This window comes from Curtobacterium sp. NPDC089185, assembly GCF_040685235.1.
Lineage (GTDB): Bacteria > Actinomycetota > Actinomycetes > Actinomycetales > Microbacteriaceae > Curtobacterium > Curtobacterium citri.
In genome coordinates this window covers 376,821-391,089 of sequence record NZ_JBFBHK010000001.1, presented here as the reverse complement: position 1 = coordinate 391,089, position 14,269 = coordinate 376,821, and the positions used below count along the sequence as shown (strand labels likewise).

General features: G+C 71.6%; 17 protein-coding genes. 14 read left to right on the top strand and 3 right to left on the bottom strand.

Annotated elements, in window-relative coordinates; translation table 11 throughout:
* Nucleotides 1–2 precede the first annotated feature (2 nt).
* The 8 genes from iolB to AB0N84_RS01770 all read left to right on the top strand — a co-directional run bounded on the left by iolB (nt 3) and on the right by AB0N84_RS01770 (nt 8,638).
* Complete coding sequence (gene iolB / locus AB0N84_RS01805; protein ID WP_363543364.1) at nt 3–908, top strand: 5-deoxy-glucuronate isomerase; 906 nt, start codon at nt 3–5, stop codon at nt 906–908.
* Nucleotides 905–2,812, top strand: a complete 1,908-nt coding sequence (iolD, locus tag AB0N84_RS01800; RefSeq protein WP_363543362.1) for a 3D-(3,5/4)-trihydroxycyclohexane-1,2-dione acylhydrolase (decyclizing) — start codon at nt 905–907, stop codon at nt 2,810–2,812. Before iolB ends, iolD begins: the two co-directional genes overlap by 4 nt.
* 51 nt (nt 2,813–2,863) lie before the next feature.
* Nucleotides 2,864–3,817, top strand: a complete 954-nt coding sequence (locus AB0N84_RS01795) for a sugar phosphate isomerase/epimerase (RefSeq protein ID WP_363543360.1) — start codon at nt 2,864–2,866, stop codon at nt 3,815–3,817.
* Nucleotides 3,818–3,850: 33 nt separating this feature from the next.
* Nucleotides 3,851–4,927 (top strand): Gfo/Idh/MocA family oxidoreductase, encoded by a 1,077-nt coding sequence (locus tag AB0N84_RS01790; protein ID WP_363543358.1) that lies wholly within the window; start codon nt 3,851–3,853, stop codon nt 4,925–4,927.
* The gene (locus tag AB0N84_RS01785; protein ID WP_069711679.1) at nt 4,927–5,796 is read left to right on the top strand and encodes a sugar phosphate isomerase/epimerase family protein; all 870 of its coding nucleotides are present in this window, start codon (nt 4,927–4,929) and stop codon (nt 5,794–5,796) included. Before AB0N84_RS01790 ends, AB0N84_RS01785 begins: the two co-directional genes overlap by 1 nt.
* A complete protein-coding gene (locus AB0N84_RS01780) occupies nt 5,793–6,905 on the top strand; it encodes a transaldolase family protein (RefSeq protein WP_363543355.1) in 1,113 nt (370 codons plus the stop codon). Before AB0N84_RS01785 ends, AB0N84_RS01780 begins: the two co-directional genes overlap by 4 nt.
* Nucleotides 6,902–8,104, top strand: a complete 1,203-nt coding sequence (locus tag AB0N84_RS01775; protein WP_363543353.1) for a Gfo/Idh/MocA family oxidoreductase — start codon at nt 6,902–6,904, stop codon at nt 8,102–8,104. Before AB0N84_RS01780 ends, AB0N84_RS01775 begins: the two co-directional genes overlap by 4 nt.
* Before the next feature lie 126 nt (nt 8,105–8,230).
* Nucleotides 8,231–8,638 carry a tautomerase family protein gene (locus AB0N84_RS01770; RefSeq protein WP_289457773.1) on the top strand — a complete coding sequence of 136 codons (408 nt, stop codon included), beginning with the start codon at nt 8,231–8,233 and terminating at the stop codon, nt 8,636–8,638.
* Nucleotides 8,639–8,663: 25 nt separating this feature from the next.
* On the opposite strand, the gene AB0N84_RS01765 is transcribed toward AB0N84_RS01770, so the two are convergent.
* Together AB0N84_RS01765 and AB0N84_RS01760 are read right to left on the bottom strand one after the other, a co-directional pair.
* On the bottom strand, nt 8,664–9,422 hold the full coding sequence (locus tag AB0N84_RS01765; RefSeq protein WP_182047012.1) for a GntR family transcriptional regulator: 759 nt from the start codon (nt 9,420–9,422) through the stop codon (nt 8,664–8,666).
* Between the two features lie 109 nt (nt 9,423–9,531).
* Entirely contained in the window at nt 9,532–10,176 is a 645-nt protein-coding gene (locus AB0N84_RS01760) for an exonuclease domain-containing protein (RefSeq protein WP_363543396.1), read from the bottom strand.
* A 102-nt stretch (nt 10,177–10,278) separates the two neighbouring features.
* Between AB0N84_RS01760 and AB0N84_RS01755 the strand changes: the two genes are divergently transcribed.
* The 3 genes from AB0N84_RS01755 to AB0N84_RS01745 all read left to right on the top strand — a co-directional run bounded on the left by AB0N84_RS01755 (nt 10,279) and on the right by AB0N84_RS01745 (nt 12,024).
* Nucleotides 10,279–10,479 carry a hypothetical protein gene (locus AB0N84_RS01755; protein WP_363543351.1) on the top strand — a complete coding sequence of 67 codons (201 nt, stop codon included), beginning with the start codon at nt 10,279–10,281 and terminating at the stop codon, nt 10,477–10,479.
* A gap of 61 nt (nt 10,480–10,540) precedes the next feature.
* Nucleotides 10,541–11,614 (top strand): redox-regulated ATPase YchF, encoded by a 1,074-nt coding sequence (ychF, locus tag AB0N84_RS01750; protein WP_182047015.1) that lies wholly within the window; start codon nt 10,541–10,543, stop codon nt 11,612–11,614.
* Nucleotides 11,615–11,640: 26 nt separating this feature from the next.
* The gene (locus AB0N84_RS01745; protein WP_363543348.1) at nt 11,641–12,024 is read left to right on the top strand and encodes a DUF2510 domain-containing protein; all 384 of its coding nucleotides are present in this window, start codon (nt 11,641–11,643) and stop codon (nt 12,022–12,024) included.
* Between the two features lie 25 nt (nt 12,025–12,049).
* Here AB0N84_RS01745 and AB0N84_RS01740 read toward each other — a convergent pair whose 3' ends face one another.
* Entirely contained in the window at nt 12,050–12,685 is a 636-nt protein-coding gene (locus AB0N84_RS01740; protein WP_182047022.1) for a hypothetical protein, read from the bottom strand.
* A gap of 201 nt (nt 12,686–12,886) precedes the next feature.
* On the opposite strand from AB0N84_RS01740, the gene AB0N84_RS01735 reads away from it, so the two are divergent.
* From AB0N84_RS01735 to AB0N84_RS01725, 3 genes are all read left to right on the top strand, one after another.
* The gene (locus tag AB0N84_RS01735) at nt 12,887–13,207 is read left to right on the top strand and encodes a hypothetical protein (protein WP_363543346.1); all 321 of its coding nucleotides are present in this window, start codon (nt 12,887–12,889) and stop codon (nt 13,205–13,207) included.
* An 80-nt stretch (nt 13,208–13,287) separates the two neighbouring features.
* Nucleotides 13,288–13,749 carry a phage tail protein gene (locus AB0N84_RS01730; RefSeq protein WP_182047024.1) on the top strand — a complete coding sequence of 154 codons (462 nt, stop codon included), beginning with the start codon at nt 13,288–13,290 and terminating at the stop codon, nt 13,747–13,749.
* A gap of 96 nt (nt 13,750–13,845) precedes the next feature.
* Entirely contained in the window at nt 13,846–14,193 is a 348-nt protein-coding gene (locus AB0N84_RS01725; RefSeq protein ID WP_182047025.1) for a hypothetical protein, read from the top strand.
* The last annotated feature ends 76 nt before the right edge of the window (nt 14,194–14,269 follow it).

Below are 14,269 nucleotides of genomic sequence, written 5' to 3'. Positions count from 1 at the left end.
GGATGGCGAACGACGACTGGTTCGTCCGGGCGGGCAGCCGACCGGAGGACGGCTGGACCGACGTGGTCGACGGACGGGTGCCGGGGTGGGCGCACACCGGCCTGCGGACCGGCGCGCTGACCGACGGGGCCGAGCTGCGCCTCCCGGCCGCCGCCGTGGAGCGCATCGTGGTGCCGCTCGCCGGCACCTTCTCCGTCGCCTACGCGGGCGACGCGGGGACCGGGGAACAGGCACTGGCGGGACGCCGCAGCGTCTTCGACGGACCGACCGACGTCCTGTACCTCGGGTCCGGGTCGGAGGCGCGGATCACCGGCAGCGGTCGGCTCGCGGTCGCCGAGGTCCCCACCGACACGGTGAAGCCCTCGACGTACATCGCGCGCGATGACGTCCCCGTCGAGCTCCGCGGTGCCGGGCAGTCCAGCCGGCAGGTGCACAACTTCGGCACCCCGGCCGCGCTCGACGCCGTCAAGGCGATCGTGTGCGAGGTGATCACGCCGGCCGGCAACTGGTCGTCGTACCCGCCGCACAAGCATGACACGCACCGCCCCGGCGAGGAGTCGGACCTCGAGGAGATCTACTACTACGAGGCCGACGTGGCCCGTGGTGTCGATGCTCCGGAGACCGCCGAGCCCTTCGCCCTGCACCGCACGTACGCCTCGGACGACCGGCCGATCGACGAGTTCCGGCAGGTCCGCAGCGGCGACATCGCCCTCGTGCCGTACGGCTGGCACGGTCCGGCCGTCGCGGCACCGGGTTACGACATGTACTACCTCAACGTGATGGCCGGGACCGACCCGGAGCGCGTCTGGAACATCACCGACGACCCCGCCCACGGGTGGGTCCGTCAGGTGTGGGAGTCGGAAGCCGTCGACCCGCGCCTGCCCTACGAGAAGGAGTCCGACCGATGACCGCCACCCGCCGCATGACCGTCGGCCAGGCCCTCGTCGCGTTCCTCGCGAACCAGTGGACCGTCGACGGCGACCACCGCGAGCGCACGATCCCGGGGATCTTCGGCATCTTCGGGCACGGCAACGTCGCGGGCCTCGGCCAGGCGATCAAGCAGCTCCACGTCGAGCAGCCGGGTCTGCTGCCCTACCACCAGGCGCGCAACGAGCAGGCGATGGTGCACGAGGCCGTCGGGTTCGCGCGCATGCACCGTCGTCGTGCGACCTTCGCCAGCACGGCGTCGGTCGGCCCGGGCGCCGCGAACATGCTCACCGCCGCCGCCCTCGCGACGACGAACCGGCTGCCGGCGCTGCTGCTGCCCTCGGACACGTTCGCGACCCGGACCACGGACCCGGTGCTGCAGCAGATCGAGATGCCGCACGACACCTCGATCCAGGTCACCGACGCGTTCCGACCGCTGTCCCGGTTCTTCGACCGCGTCGAGCGTCCGGAGCAGCTGTTCTCGATCGCGCTCGCCGCCATGCGGGTGCTCACCGACCCGGCCGAGACCGGAGCCGTGACCATCGCCCTGCCCGAGGACGTGCAGGCCGAGGCCCTCGACGTCCCGGTCGCGTTCCTCCAGCCGCGCGAGTGGCACCTCCGCCGTCCGCTGCCCGAGCACGGTCCGCTCGCCCGGGCCGTCGAGGCGATCCGCGCCGCCGAGCGCCCCGTGGTCGTCGCCGGTGGCGGCGTGCTGTACTCGGACGCGGCGGCGGAGCTCGCCGCCTTCGTCGAGGCGACGGGCATCCCGGTCGGCACCTCGCAGGCCGGCGGCGGCGCACTCGTCTGGGACCACCCGCAGTACCTCGGCGGCATCGGCGCGACCGGCACGGCGGCAGCGAACGCGATCGCCGCCCAGGCCGACGTCGTGATCGGCATCGGGACCCGGTACAGCGACTTCACCACGGCGTCGCGGACCGCCTTCCAGCACCCGGACGTGACGTTCGTGAACGTGAACGTCGCCGCGTTCGACGCGTACAAGCACGGCTCGCAGCTGCCGGTCGTCGCGGATGCCCGGGAGGCGCTGGTCGCGTTGACCGCCGCGCTCACGTCCGACCCGTCGTACGCGGTGCACCCCGGGTACGCCGCCGAGATCGCCCAGCGCAAGCAGGAGTGGGACACCGTCGTCGACGCCGCCTTCGCTCCGTCCGGTCTCGCGCTGCCCGGTCAGGCGGAGATCATCGGCGCGGTGCAGGAGGCATCCGACCCGCGCGACGTCGTGATCCAGGCGGCGGGGTCGCTGCCGGGTGACCTGCACAAGCTGTGGCGGGTGCGTGACGAGCTCGGCTACCACGTCGAGTACGCGTTCTCGTGCATGGGGTACGAGATCGCGGGCGGGATCGGCGTCCGACGTGGCGCTCCCGACCGCGACGCCATCGTGATGGTCGGGGACGGCAGCTACCTCATGCTGCACACCGAGCTCGTCACCGCCGTGGCCGAGGGCATCAAGATCGTGGTCGTGCTCATCCAGAACCACGGGTACGCCTCGATCGGGCACCTGTCCGAGACCGTCGGGTCCGAGCGGTACGGCACCAGGTACCGCTACCTCGACGAGACGCAGTCGTTCGAGAACGGCGACCCGCTGCCCGTGGACCTGGCGGCGAACGCCCGCTCCTACGGCGTGGACGTCATCGAGGTCCAGCCGGGCCCGGACGCGATCGCGGACCTCCGGGCCGCGGTCCGGCAGGCGAAGGCGAACGACCACACCACGCTCGTGCACGTGAACTCCGACCCCCTGCTGTACGCGCCCGAGGGCGACGGCTGGTGGGACGTGCCGGTCGCGCAGACCTCCACCCTGCCGAGCACGCAGCAGGCCCGTACCGACTACGAGCAGCAGGTCGCCCACCAGCGGCCCCTGCTCGGCTGACCCTCCAAACCACACCACCCGGGCCGCGGCCCAGAAAGCGACAGCGACGTCATGACCGACACCGCCACCCCCGCCGGCACCCCGTCCACGGACGCACCGCCCGCCTCCATCCGGATCGGCACCGCGCCCGACTCGTGGGGCGTCTGGTTCCCGGACGACCCCGCCCAGGTGCCGTGGCAGCGCTTCCTCGACGAGGCGGCTGCGGCCGGCTACGAGTGGATCGAACTCGGCCCGTACGGGTACCTGCCCACCGACCCGGCGCAGCTGTCCGACGAGCTCGAGTCCCGCGGGCTGCGGCTCTCAGCCGGCACGGTCTTCACCGGGTTCCACAAGGGCGAGGACCAGTTCCAGCGCGCGTGGGACCAGGCGGTCGCGGTGGCCGGCCTCGCCGCGGCACTCGGTGCCGAGCACCTCGTGACCATCCCGGACCTCTGGCGCTCGGACGCGACCTCGGAGGTGCTCGAGGCGCGCACGCTGACCGACGAGCAGTGGGAGCGCCTGGGCAAGGGGCACGACCAGCTCGGCAAGGCGCTGCTCGAGGAGTACGGCGTCCACCAGCAGTTCCACACGCACGCGGACAGCCACGTCGGCACGTACCGCGAGACCGTGCGCTTCCTCGAGGTGACGAACCCGGAGTACACGAACCTCTGCCTCGACACGGGACACTTCGCCTACTACGGCGGGGACAACCTCCGGCTCATCGCCGAGCACCCGGACCGCATCGGGTACCTGCACCTCAAGCAGGTGGACACCGAGCTGCTGTTCGACGTGCTGAAGAACGACGTGCCGTTCGCCACCGCCGTCGCGCAGGGGATCATGACCGAGCCGCCGCACGGCACGCCCGAGCTGGCCCCGATCATCGAGGCGGTCGCGGCGATCAACCCCGACGTCTTCGGCATCGTCGAGCAGGACATGTACGGCTGCTCGGTCGACGCTCCCGGCCCGATCGCCGAGCGCACCTTCCAGCACATCTTCGGATCCACCTCCGCCGCCCGCGCCTCCTGACGCGCCGTCACCACCCCCCGGGAGAACAACACCATGACCACGCAGAACCTCCGCGTCGCCGTCGTCGGCGCCGGCATGATGGGCGCCGACCACGTCCGTCGCATCACCGCGAAGATCTCGAACGCCGACGTCGTCGCCGTCGTCGAGCCGGACGAGGCCCGCGCCCGGGCTGCCGCCGACCTCGCACCGGGCGCCGTCACCGCGGCGTCCTTCGACGAGGCCCTCGACGCGACCGACATCGACGCCGTCATCATCGCGACGCCCGGCTTCCTGCACGAGCCGATCCTCGTGACGGCCCTCGAGCGCGGCCTCACGGTCCTGTGCGAGAAGCCCCTCACGACCAGCGCCGAGGACTCGCTGCGCATCGTCGAGCTCGAGCAGCAGCACGCCGCCCGTCCCGTGATCCAGGTCGGCTTCATGCGCCGCTTCGACGCGGGGTACCAGGAGCTCCGGGCGCTGCGCGAGTCCGGTGCCCACGGCGCACTGCTCGCCCTGCACCACGCGCACCGCAACCCGACGACCCCGCCGAACTTCAGCGAGTCGATGCTCATCCACGACTCGGTCATCCACGAGATCGACATCATCCCGTTCCTGACGGGGGAGCCGATCGTCGCGGTCGAGGTCAAGAAGCCGCGGAGGAACTCGCTCGCACCGGCAGACCTGCCCGAACCGCAGTTCGTGCTGTTCACCACGGAGTCCGGCACCATGGCGATCGTCGAGATCAACGTCAACGCCCAGTTCGGCTACCAGGTCACGACGGACGCCGTCTTCGAGTCCGGCGTCGCCTACATCGGTCGTGACACCTCCGCGACCGTCGTCGCCGCGGGGGCGACCGGCCAGGGCGTCACCCCGTCGTTCAAGGAGCGCTTCGGCGCCGCCTACGACGAGGAGGTGCAGCGCTGGGTCGACGCCGCCCGCACGGGCGGCATCGACGGCCCGAGCGCCTGGGACGGCTACACGGCCTCCGTCGTCGCCGAGGTCGCGGTCCGTGCACAGCAGTCCGGCGTGCTGGAGTCGGTCGAGTACGCGGTCGCGAAGCCCGCGTTCTACGAGACGGCAGGCGAGACGGCGAGCGCGCCGGCCGCCACCGGTGCGCTCGCGGGGGCCTGATGCCGAAGATCGCCCTCGACCCGACCCCGTACCACCACGACCTCTCGCTGCTCGAGTTCCCGCGGAAGGTCGCCGACCTCGGGTACGAGTACCTGCAGCTCACGCCGCACCGCGACTTCATCCCGTTCTTCCGGCACCCGAAGGCCGACGACGACCTCGTGGACGCGTTCGCCGCAGCGTGCCGCGACGCCGGCGTGCAGGTCGCCTCCGTGCTGCCGGTGCTCCGCTGGTCCGGCCCGGACCGCGACGCCCGCGAGGCGGCGGTCACGAAGTGGAAACGCGTCATCGAGATCACGAAGCGTCTCGGCGTGGACACGATCAACACGGAGTTCTCCGGTCGTCCCGAGCGCGCCGAGGAGTCCGAGGACGCCTTCTACCGCTCGATGGAGGAGCTCCTGCCGATCATCGAGGACGCCGGGCTCCGCGTGCTCATCGACCCGCACCCCGACGACTTCGTCGAGGACGGCCTCGAGGCACTCCGGGTGATCCGCGGGCTCAACTCGAAGCACGTCGGGTTCGTCTACGTCGCCTGCCACACGTTCCACTACGGCGGGAACATGGACGAGGTCATCGACGCCGCGGGGGACTCCCTGCAGCTCGTCCACGTCGCCGACGCCTACGACCACACCCGGTCGCACGGCCTCCGGTACATCACCAACCCGCCCGGCAACCCGGTCCGCGTGCACCAGCACCTGCCGGTCGGCGCGGCGGACGTCGACTTCGACGCCTTCTGGGCCGCACTCGACCGCGTCGGGTTCACCGCCCGCGAGGACACCGTGGCCGTGTCCAGCGTCTTCGCCGAGGACGAGGACGCCGACGCGGTGTCCCGGTTCCAGCTCGACACGATCACGAAGGGACTCACCCGATGACCGACACCCTCGAGACCCCGGCGTCCACCGGCGTCGACGCCCGGCCCGTCACCCTGCAGGCCGCGACGCAGACACCGACCGCACTGTGGAACGACTCGGCCGACCCGCACGAGCTGGCCGTCGCGATCGCCGAGTACGGCGCCGTCGGCGCGACGTGCAACCCGGTCATCGCCTACACGTGCATCCAGCAGGATCCGGCGACCTGGGAGCCGCGCATCCGGGCGATCGCGGCCGAGCACCCGACCGCGGGGGAGTCCTGGATCGGGTGGAAGGCCGTCGAGGAGCTCTCGATCGCCGCGGCCGCGCAGCTGCTCCCCGCGTTCGAGGCCTCCGGCGGGCGGAACGGCCGGCTCAGCATGCAGACCGACCCGCGCCTGCACCGCGACCGGGACGCCCTGGTCGAGCAGGCCGTGCGGTTCTCGCAGCTCGCCCCGAACATCATCGTGAAGATCCCGGCCACGGCGGTCGGCATCGCCGCGATCGAGGAGGCCGCGTACCGCGGGGTCTCGATCAACGCGACGGTGTCGTTCACGGTGCCGCAGGTCGTCGCCGTCGGCGAGGCCATCGAGCGCGCCCTCGACCGCCGCACCGCCGACGGGCTGCCGGAGCAGGAGTTCGGGCACGTCGTCACGCTGATGGCCGGTCGGTTCGACGACTGGCTGAAGACCGTCGTCAAGCGGGACCACGTCATGGTCGACCCCGGCATCCTCGAGTGGGCCGGCGTCGCCGCCGTGAAGAACGCCTACCGGGTGTTCCAGGAGCGTGGCTTCCGCTCCCGGGTCCTCGTCGCTGCCTTCCGGAACGCCCTGCAGTGGTCGGAGTTCCAGGGCGGGGACCTCGTCGTGTCGCCCCCGTTCCAGTGGTCGCGGGACATCAACGCGAACGCGTTCCCGTGGCGCCCCGACGCCATCGACGACGAGGTGCCGGCGGACGTCATCGCGGCGCTGCGGTCCGCGACGCCGGAGTTCGCCCGCGGCTACGACGTCGACGGCATGACGGTCGACGAGTTCGACCGCTTCGGTGCCACGGTCACGACGCTGCGCCAGTTCCTCGACGCGGACGCCAAGCTCGACGCCCTGGTGCGGGACATCATCGTCCCCGCCGCATGAGCAGCGTGGACACCGTCGGCGTCGGCCTGGTCTCGGTCGGCTGGATGGGGCGACTGCACTCCCGTGCGTACCGGGCCCTGCCGGACCACTTCCCGGAGCTCGGCGTGCAGCCGCGGCTCGTGGTCGCGGCCGACCCCGTCGAGGCCGCGCGCGACCAGGCCGTCACGCGCCTCGGGTACGAGCGCGCCGTCGCCGACTGGCACGAGGTCCTCGCCGACCCCGCGGTCGAGGTCGTCTCGATCTGCTCGCCGAACTTCCTGCACCGCGAGATGGCGGTCGCGGCGGCCGAGGCCGGCAAGCCGTTCTGGATCGAGAAGCCGATGGGCCGGTACGCCAGCGACTCCCGGCAGATCCACGAGGCCGTGCAGCGCGCCGGCGTGATCACCAGCGTCGGCTTCAACTACCGGCACGCCCCGGCGGTCGAGCGCGCCCGTGAGCTCGTGCGGAGCGGACGGCTCGGCCGGATCACGAACGTGCGCGGCTCGCTCCTCGCCGACTACTCGTCCGACCCGGCGGCCCCGCTGACCTGGCGCTTCGAACGGGAGCGCGCCGGCTCCGGCGTGCTCGGTGACCTGCTGTCGCACGGGCTCGACCTCGCGCAGTACGTCGTCGGTCGGATCGCGAGCGTCAGCGCCCTCGCGGAGACGTTCATCACCGAGCGGCCGCTGCCCGGTGCCGGCATCGTCGACCGCTCGGCAGCGGCGACGGGAGAGCGGAAGCCGGTCGAGAACGAGGACTACGCGGCCCTGCTGTTCCGCTTCGAGGACGGTGCCGTCGGCACCATGGACTCGAGCCGGGTGATGCGCGGGCCGCACGCCGAGTACACGCTCGAGGTCTACGGCACGCGGGGCTCGGTGCGGTGGGACTTCCAGCGTCTGAACGAACTGCAGGTGTTCCTCGACGGGCAGGAGGTCGACGGGTACGCCACCCACTACGTCGCACCCGGCGACGGCGAGTTCGCCCGCTTCCAGCCGGGCGCGGGCACCGCGATGGGCTACGACGACCTGAAGACGATCGAGGCGGCGCAGTTCGTCGCGAGCGTCCGACGCGGGGAGCAGCTCGCGCCGTCGGTCGCCGACGGCCTGGCGGCCGCGTCGATCGTCGAGGCGGCGGAGGCGTCCATCGCCGACGGGGCGTGGCACGACGTGGCCCGCGTCGACGGGCCGGTGACGACGGACGCGGCGGCACCGGTGCTGTAGACGCGCGGGCCGACGGACGGGAGGCGCGGTGCCGGACCGGCACCGCGCCTCCCGTCCGTCACGGGGCGACTTCCGGACCCGGGTCGGATAGTATGTAAGGACAAAGTTCCCGAACCAGGAGGCACCATGCCGCTCGTCCGTATCGACCTCGCCACCGGCCGCACCCCCGACGAGGTCCGTGCGATCGCCGACGCGATCCACACCGCCATCGTGGCCGAGTACGGGATCCCGGAGCGCGACCGCTTCCAGGTGATCACCGAGCACCCCGCGCAGCACATCATCGCCCAGGACGCCGGCCTCGGCTTCGAGCGCACCGCGGGCGTCGTCGTCATCCAGGTCTTCACCCAGCGTGGGCGGAGCGACGAGGCGAAGCAGGGCCTGTACCGAGCGGTGCACGACCGGCTCGCCGAGGTCGGCGTCGCGAGCGAGGACGTCTTCATCGGCTACGTCGAGAACGGCCCCCAGGACTGGTCGTTCGGCTTCGGCCGCGCGCAGTACGTGACCGGTGAGCTCGGGGTGCCCGCCGCGGGGTGAGGCGCCGGCTCACTCGTCGACGGGGCTACTTGTCGACGAGGGTGACCTCGAACGAGTAGCGGTCCGGGCGGTAGCAGTGCACGCCGTACTCCACCGCCCGGCCCGATGCGTCGTACGCCGTCCGGCTCATCGTCAGCACCGGGTCGCCGTCCTCGATCTCGAGGAGGTCGGCCTCGTCGCCGCTGGCAGCTCGCGCACCGATCCGCTGCTTCGCGACCCGCATCGTGACGCCCCGTCCGCGCAGGAGCTGGTACAGCCCGTGGGACCGCAGGTCCTCGTCGGTGACGTCGGTGAACTCGGGCGGCAGGTAGTTCTCGAGCACCGCCATCGGGACGTCCTCGGCGAAGCGCACCCGTCGGATGTGGGCGACGGTGGTGCCCGTGGGGAGGCCGAGCGCCTCGGCGACGACGTCGGGGGCGACGACGTCGTCCCGTGCGATCAGCTGCGTCGTCGGGGCCTGCGCCCCCTGCGCGAGGTCGTCGTACAGGCTCGTCAGCTCCACCTTGCGGGTGACCGGCCCGTGCACGACCTGCGTGCCGATGCCGCGGCGGCGGACGAGCAGTCCCTTGTCGACGAGGTCCTGGATGGCCCGGCGGATGGTCGGACGCGACAGCCCGAGCCGCTCCCCGAGCGCGATCTCGTTCTCGAGGCGTGCGCCGGGCGGCAGGGCGCCCGAGCGGATCGACTCCTCGAGGCGTGAGGCCACCTGGAAGTACAGGGGCATCGGACCCGACCGGTCCAGGTCCATGAACAGGTCGGACGGCAGCTGGCCTTCGTTGGTCATCGCGGTCCTTCGGGGGAGACGGCGCCGACGAGGGCGCCCGGGCGGCATTGTCGTGACAATACCACCGGCCGTTCGGCCACCCGGAGCGCCGCCCGGGCGTGCTCCGGCGTCAGTCCGCGAAGATCATCGGCCGGTTCGACAGCCGCGGCTGCCGCGGCTGTCCGGCCGCGCGGGGCTGCTCCGTCCGCGCCCGCACCGGCGCGACGTGCACCCGGGTCGCGGCGCCGAGCGCCTCGACCGTGTCGCACCCGTGCACCCCGGCGGCGTGCACGACGATCGCCGCGCAGGCCTCGGCGTCCGCGGACGCGTCGTGGTGCTGGAACCCGACGTGGCCCGCCGCCCGTGCCGCCATCGGGAGCCGGTACGAGTCGAGCGTGTAGGTCTTGCGCGCCACCTGGAGCGAGCAGAGCGAGTGGTGCTCCGCGAGCTCGGTGCCCGTCGCCGCGCACCCGCCGGCGATGACCCCCATGTCGAAGCGGGCGTTGTGCGCGACCAGGACGTCCCCCTCGGCGAACGCCACGATGTCGAGGTACTGCTCCGCCCACCCCTTGGCGCCGACGACGTCCGACTCGACGATGCCGTGGATGCGGGTGTTCCACTCGAGGAAGGTGTCGTGCCCGGCCGGCGGCTGGATCAACCAGGACGCCCGGTCGACCACGCGGCCGCCGCGGACCTTGACGAGACCGACGGAGCAGGCGCTCGCGGGCGAGCTGTTCGCGGTCTCGAAGTCGATGGCGGTGAAGTTCAACGGCACGGGCCCGATCGTCGCACGGGGTTCCGACATCACCCGGTCGTGCCCTCGGCGTTGCGGCTCGTGACCCTGGTGGCCGGTGCGGACGTGACGTAAGCTCACGGCATGGGGGAACCGGGGAAGATGGACGACCTGATCGCGAGCGCGCACCGTGCCGAGGCGGGAGCGCACGACGCCGGGCGGGCCGTCGGGCTCGGCGTGGCCCTGGTCGCGGTCGGTGCCACCGTCGCCTTCATCGTGGTCGGCACGGCGCAGGGCCTCCTGCTCTCCGTCGTGGCGTTCTTCTCGGGGGTCTGGCCGTCCTGACCCCGTCCGTCTGGAGGCCCGGGTCGGCCCCGGCGGGCGGCCGCCGGTAGGCTGTGCTCCCGTGGCTCTCACCATCGGAATCGTCGGTCTCCCGAACGTCGGCAAGTCGACCCTGTTCAACGCCCTGACCAAGAACCAGGTCCTCGCCGCGAACTACCCGTTCGCGACGATCGAACCGAACGTCGGTGTGGTCAACCTGCCCGACCCCCGGCTCGACCAGCTCGCCGAGCTCTTCGGGTCGGAGAAGACCGTGCCCGCGCCGGTGTCCTTCGTCGACATCGCCGGCATCGTCAAGGGTGCGAGCGAGGGCGAGGGCCTGGGCAACAAGTTCCTCGCCAACATCCGCGAGGCCGACGCCATCGCGCAGGTCGTCCGCGGCTTCACCGACGACGACGTCGTGCACGTCGCGAACAAGGTCTCGCCGAAGGACGACCTCGAGGTCATCAACACCGAGCTGATCCTCGCCGACCTCGAGACTGTCGAGAAGGCCCTGCCCCGGTACGAGAAGACCGTGAAGCTCAAGCAGGCCGAACCGGCCGTGCTCGCCACCGCACAGGAGGCGAAGGCCGCCCTGGAGGCCGGCACGCTGCTGTCCGCGACCTCGATCGACCTGACGCCGATCGCCGAGCTCGGACTCCTCAGCGCCAAGCCGTTCATCTTCGTCTTCAACGTCGACGAGGCGATCCTGACCGACGAGACCCGCAAGGCCGAGCTGGCCGCGCTCGTCGCGCCCGCGCAGGCCGTGTTCCTCGACGCCCAGGTCGAGTCCGAGCTCATCGAGCTCGACCCGGAGGACGCCGCGGAGCTCCTCGAGTCGACCGGGCAGACCGAGTCCGGTCTCGACCAGCTCGCACGCATCGGGTTCGACACCCTCGGCCTGCAGACCTACCTGACGGCCGGGCCGAAGGAGTCGCGGGCGTGGACGATCGGCAAGGGGTGGAAGGCTCCTCAGGCTGCCGGCGTCATCCACACCGACTTCGAGAAGGGCTTCATCAAGGCCGAGGTCATCTCCTTCGACGACCTCATGGAGACGGGCTCGATCGCCGAGGCGCGGGCGCACGGCAAGGCCCGCATCGAGGGCAAGGACTACGTCATGCAGGACGGCGACGTGGTGGAGTTCCGCTTCAACAACTGACGCCCGCCCTCCGGCAGGATGGACGCATGACGAACGTGCAGCCCGGCTGGTACGACGACGGCTCCGGAGCGACCCGCTGGTGGGACGGCTCCGCCTGGACCGAGCAGGTGCAGGACGCTCCGCCGCCCGCGGGTCCGGGACTGGTCGACCGCCTGCGCGCCGACGCCGACGCCGGCGCGCGTCCCCGCTCGGGCGCTGCGGGCATGGACTACGTCGTCCTGCAGGTCGTCCTCAAGGAGCGGCTCCTCGGCAAGGGGTCGAACAACCTGACCCAGCTCGAGGACGCCATCAACGCGCAGGCACGGCTCGGCTACCGCCTGCACACGATCACGACGACGACCTCCGGTAGCACGGGCTTCGGCGGCGGCGACCGGATCCAGGCGACGATGGTGTTCGAGCGCCTGGTCTGACGGCCGTCGGGGCTCGACGGCGGGGTCAGTACCCGCCGATGACCTCGAGGTCCCACACCGGCGGCACGTACTCGCGCGACCAGCCCTCGCGCAGGCGGGTGACCGCGCGGTCGTACGACTCGAGCAGGTCCATCTCGGGCCGCACCATCGACTGCAGCTGCAGCCCCTCGTAGGTCGCGAGCAGCTGCTCGGCACCGCGCGCCGGCTCCATGGTCTGCGGCTCCCGCCCGACCTGGATGTCGTGCTGCAGCGACTGCAGGACGAAGCCGTGGAACTTCCGCCACCGCATGTACAGCATCGGTGCGAGCGGGTGGTGCGGCGTTGCGGCGATGTTCAGCGTGGACGTGAGGAAGCGCATGAGCGAGGGGTCGGCGACGTTCGCGCCGACGATCGCCCGGAGGAAGACGATGGTGCCGCTCCGTTCGGCGATGGGCAGCAGGGGCGTGGTCCGCTGGTCGTTCCACTGGTCGATGGTGGCGAGCAGCAGTCCGTCCCAGGTCGGGAACACCTCGGTGACGACCTCGACGGTCTGACCCGCCTCGACGGCGACGTGCTCGTAGGACACCTCGTGCAGTGCGTTGGCGCGGAGCACGCGGATCATGGCGGCGACCACCTCGACCCGGAGCAGCGCGGACGTGTCGAGGGGCTGGAACGATCGCATGCGATCAGTCCACCGGTCGCCGGGGGTGCGCGACCACCCCCAGAACTGGGAAGAGCCGTTCTCCGCGCTCTGGCGCGATCGGCGTGGCGCACGGGTCGCGTCTCCCGGTGTCCCCCGGATCACGCCCGTTCCTGAGTACGGCTCGTCGGCACCGCGTTCGATGGACAGGTGAAGTACGTGGTCTACGGAGAGAACCGAGTGTTGACCGGCGACGCGATCGCCGAGGCGGTGCTCGCCTACGCCGCGGCGCTCGGCGAGAACGGGACGACGGACATCGTCGAGATCCCGACCGCGGACGCCGAGGGCTACGGCACGACGGCCGAGGTGCTGCTCGGCCCGGCGTCCCAGATCATGGTCGAGGCTGCGCCGGACGACGAGCTGGAGCCGGAGGACGAGGACCTCGTCAACGAGCTCGCCCGTCGAACCACGGCGGTCGGCGGCGGACGGTTCTCCGACGCGGCGTCGTCGCACTCGGACGAGCCCGAGGCGAAGCGCCTGCGCACCGATCCGCCACAGGTCTGATCCGCCACAGGTCTGATCCGCCACAGGTCTGGCCCGCCGCAGTACGGTGTGGCTGAACCCGTCCCGAGGAGGAACCAGCCGTGCCGAACGTCGTCGACTTCGTGACCGTGTCCACCGAGGGCCTCGAGTCCTCCCCGGTGGCCGACGCCCTCGCCGGGCTCCGCGCGAACGAGGCGCGGTACTTCCGGAACAAGTACGACCACGTCTTCACGACGCACCCGGCGGCCGAGGTACCGGAGCTCGTCGAGTACGTGGCCCGGGTCCTGCGCGAGGAACGCGGGATCGTCATCGCGTCCCCGGTGCTCGAGGCGACGCAGTTCGAGGTCGACGGCGTCCGGTGGACGTACGTCTTCCACGAGTCCGGCCTGTCGATCAACGTCCTCTACGCACTCGAGGCGGGCGGCAAGCGGGCGGTCGGGTTCAAGCTCTCGGACGGGATGGACGAGCCCGAGGAGCTCGGCGCCTTCAAGTTCGCGCGGCAGCGGTCGAAGCTCGCCGGGACGATCCGCGGCTCCTACTTCGTCGTCAAGGGCGAGTACTGACGGACGAGCCCTGTCCCGCCCTGGCCACGGAACGCACACTCCGGACGGCGTGGAGGTGCGGAAACCTACCGTCGGTGGAGAGATGAGGAGGGGACCGTGAAGTACATCCACTACGACGCCAGTCTGATCCTCACAGGGGACCTGATCGCGGACGCCGTCGCCGACTACGCGGCGGTGCTGGGTGCGAACGCGCGCACGGACACGATCACCGTGCCGAGCGTGGGCGACGACGGCTCCGTGTCGACGTCGATCCTGCTGGTCGGCCCGGCGAGCGAGCTCTGCGTGACGATCGCGCCCGACGACGAACTCGAACCCGAGGACCCGGCCTTCATCCGGCGGCTCCGCGATGCGGCACGGCGCGCCGGCCCCGAGCGTCCGGTGGACGCCGACGGCGGTGTGCGCTTCCGCGGCGCAGAGGAGCCGTCGGCGCACACGGACGCCTGACGTCGACCCGGACGCCTGACGACCAAACAGGAACGACGAACGCCGCCGGCTCGAGCCGGCGGCGTTCGTGGTGTCG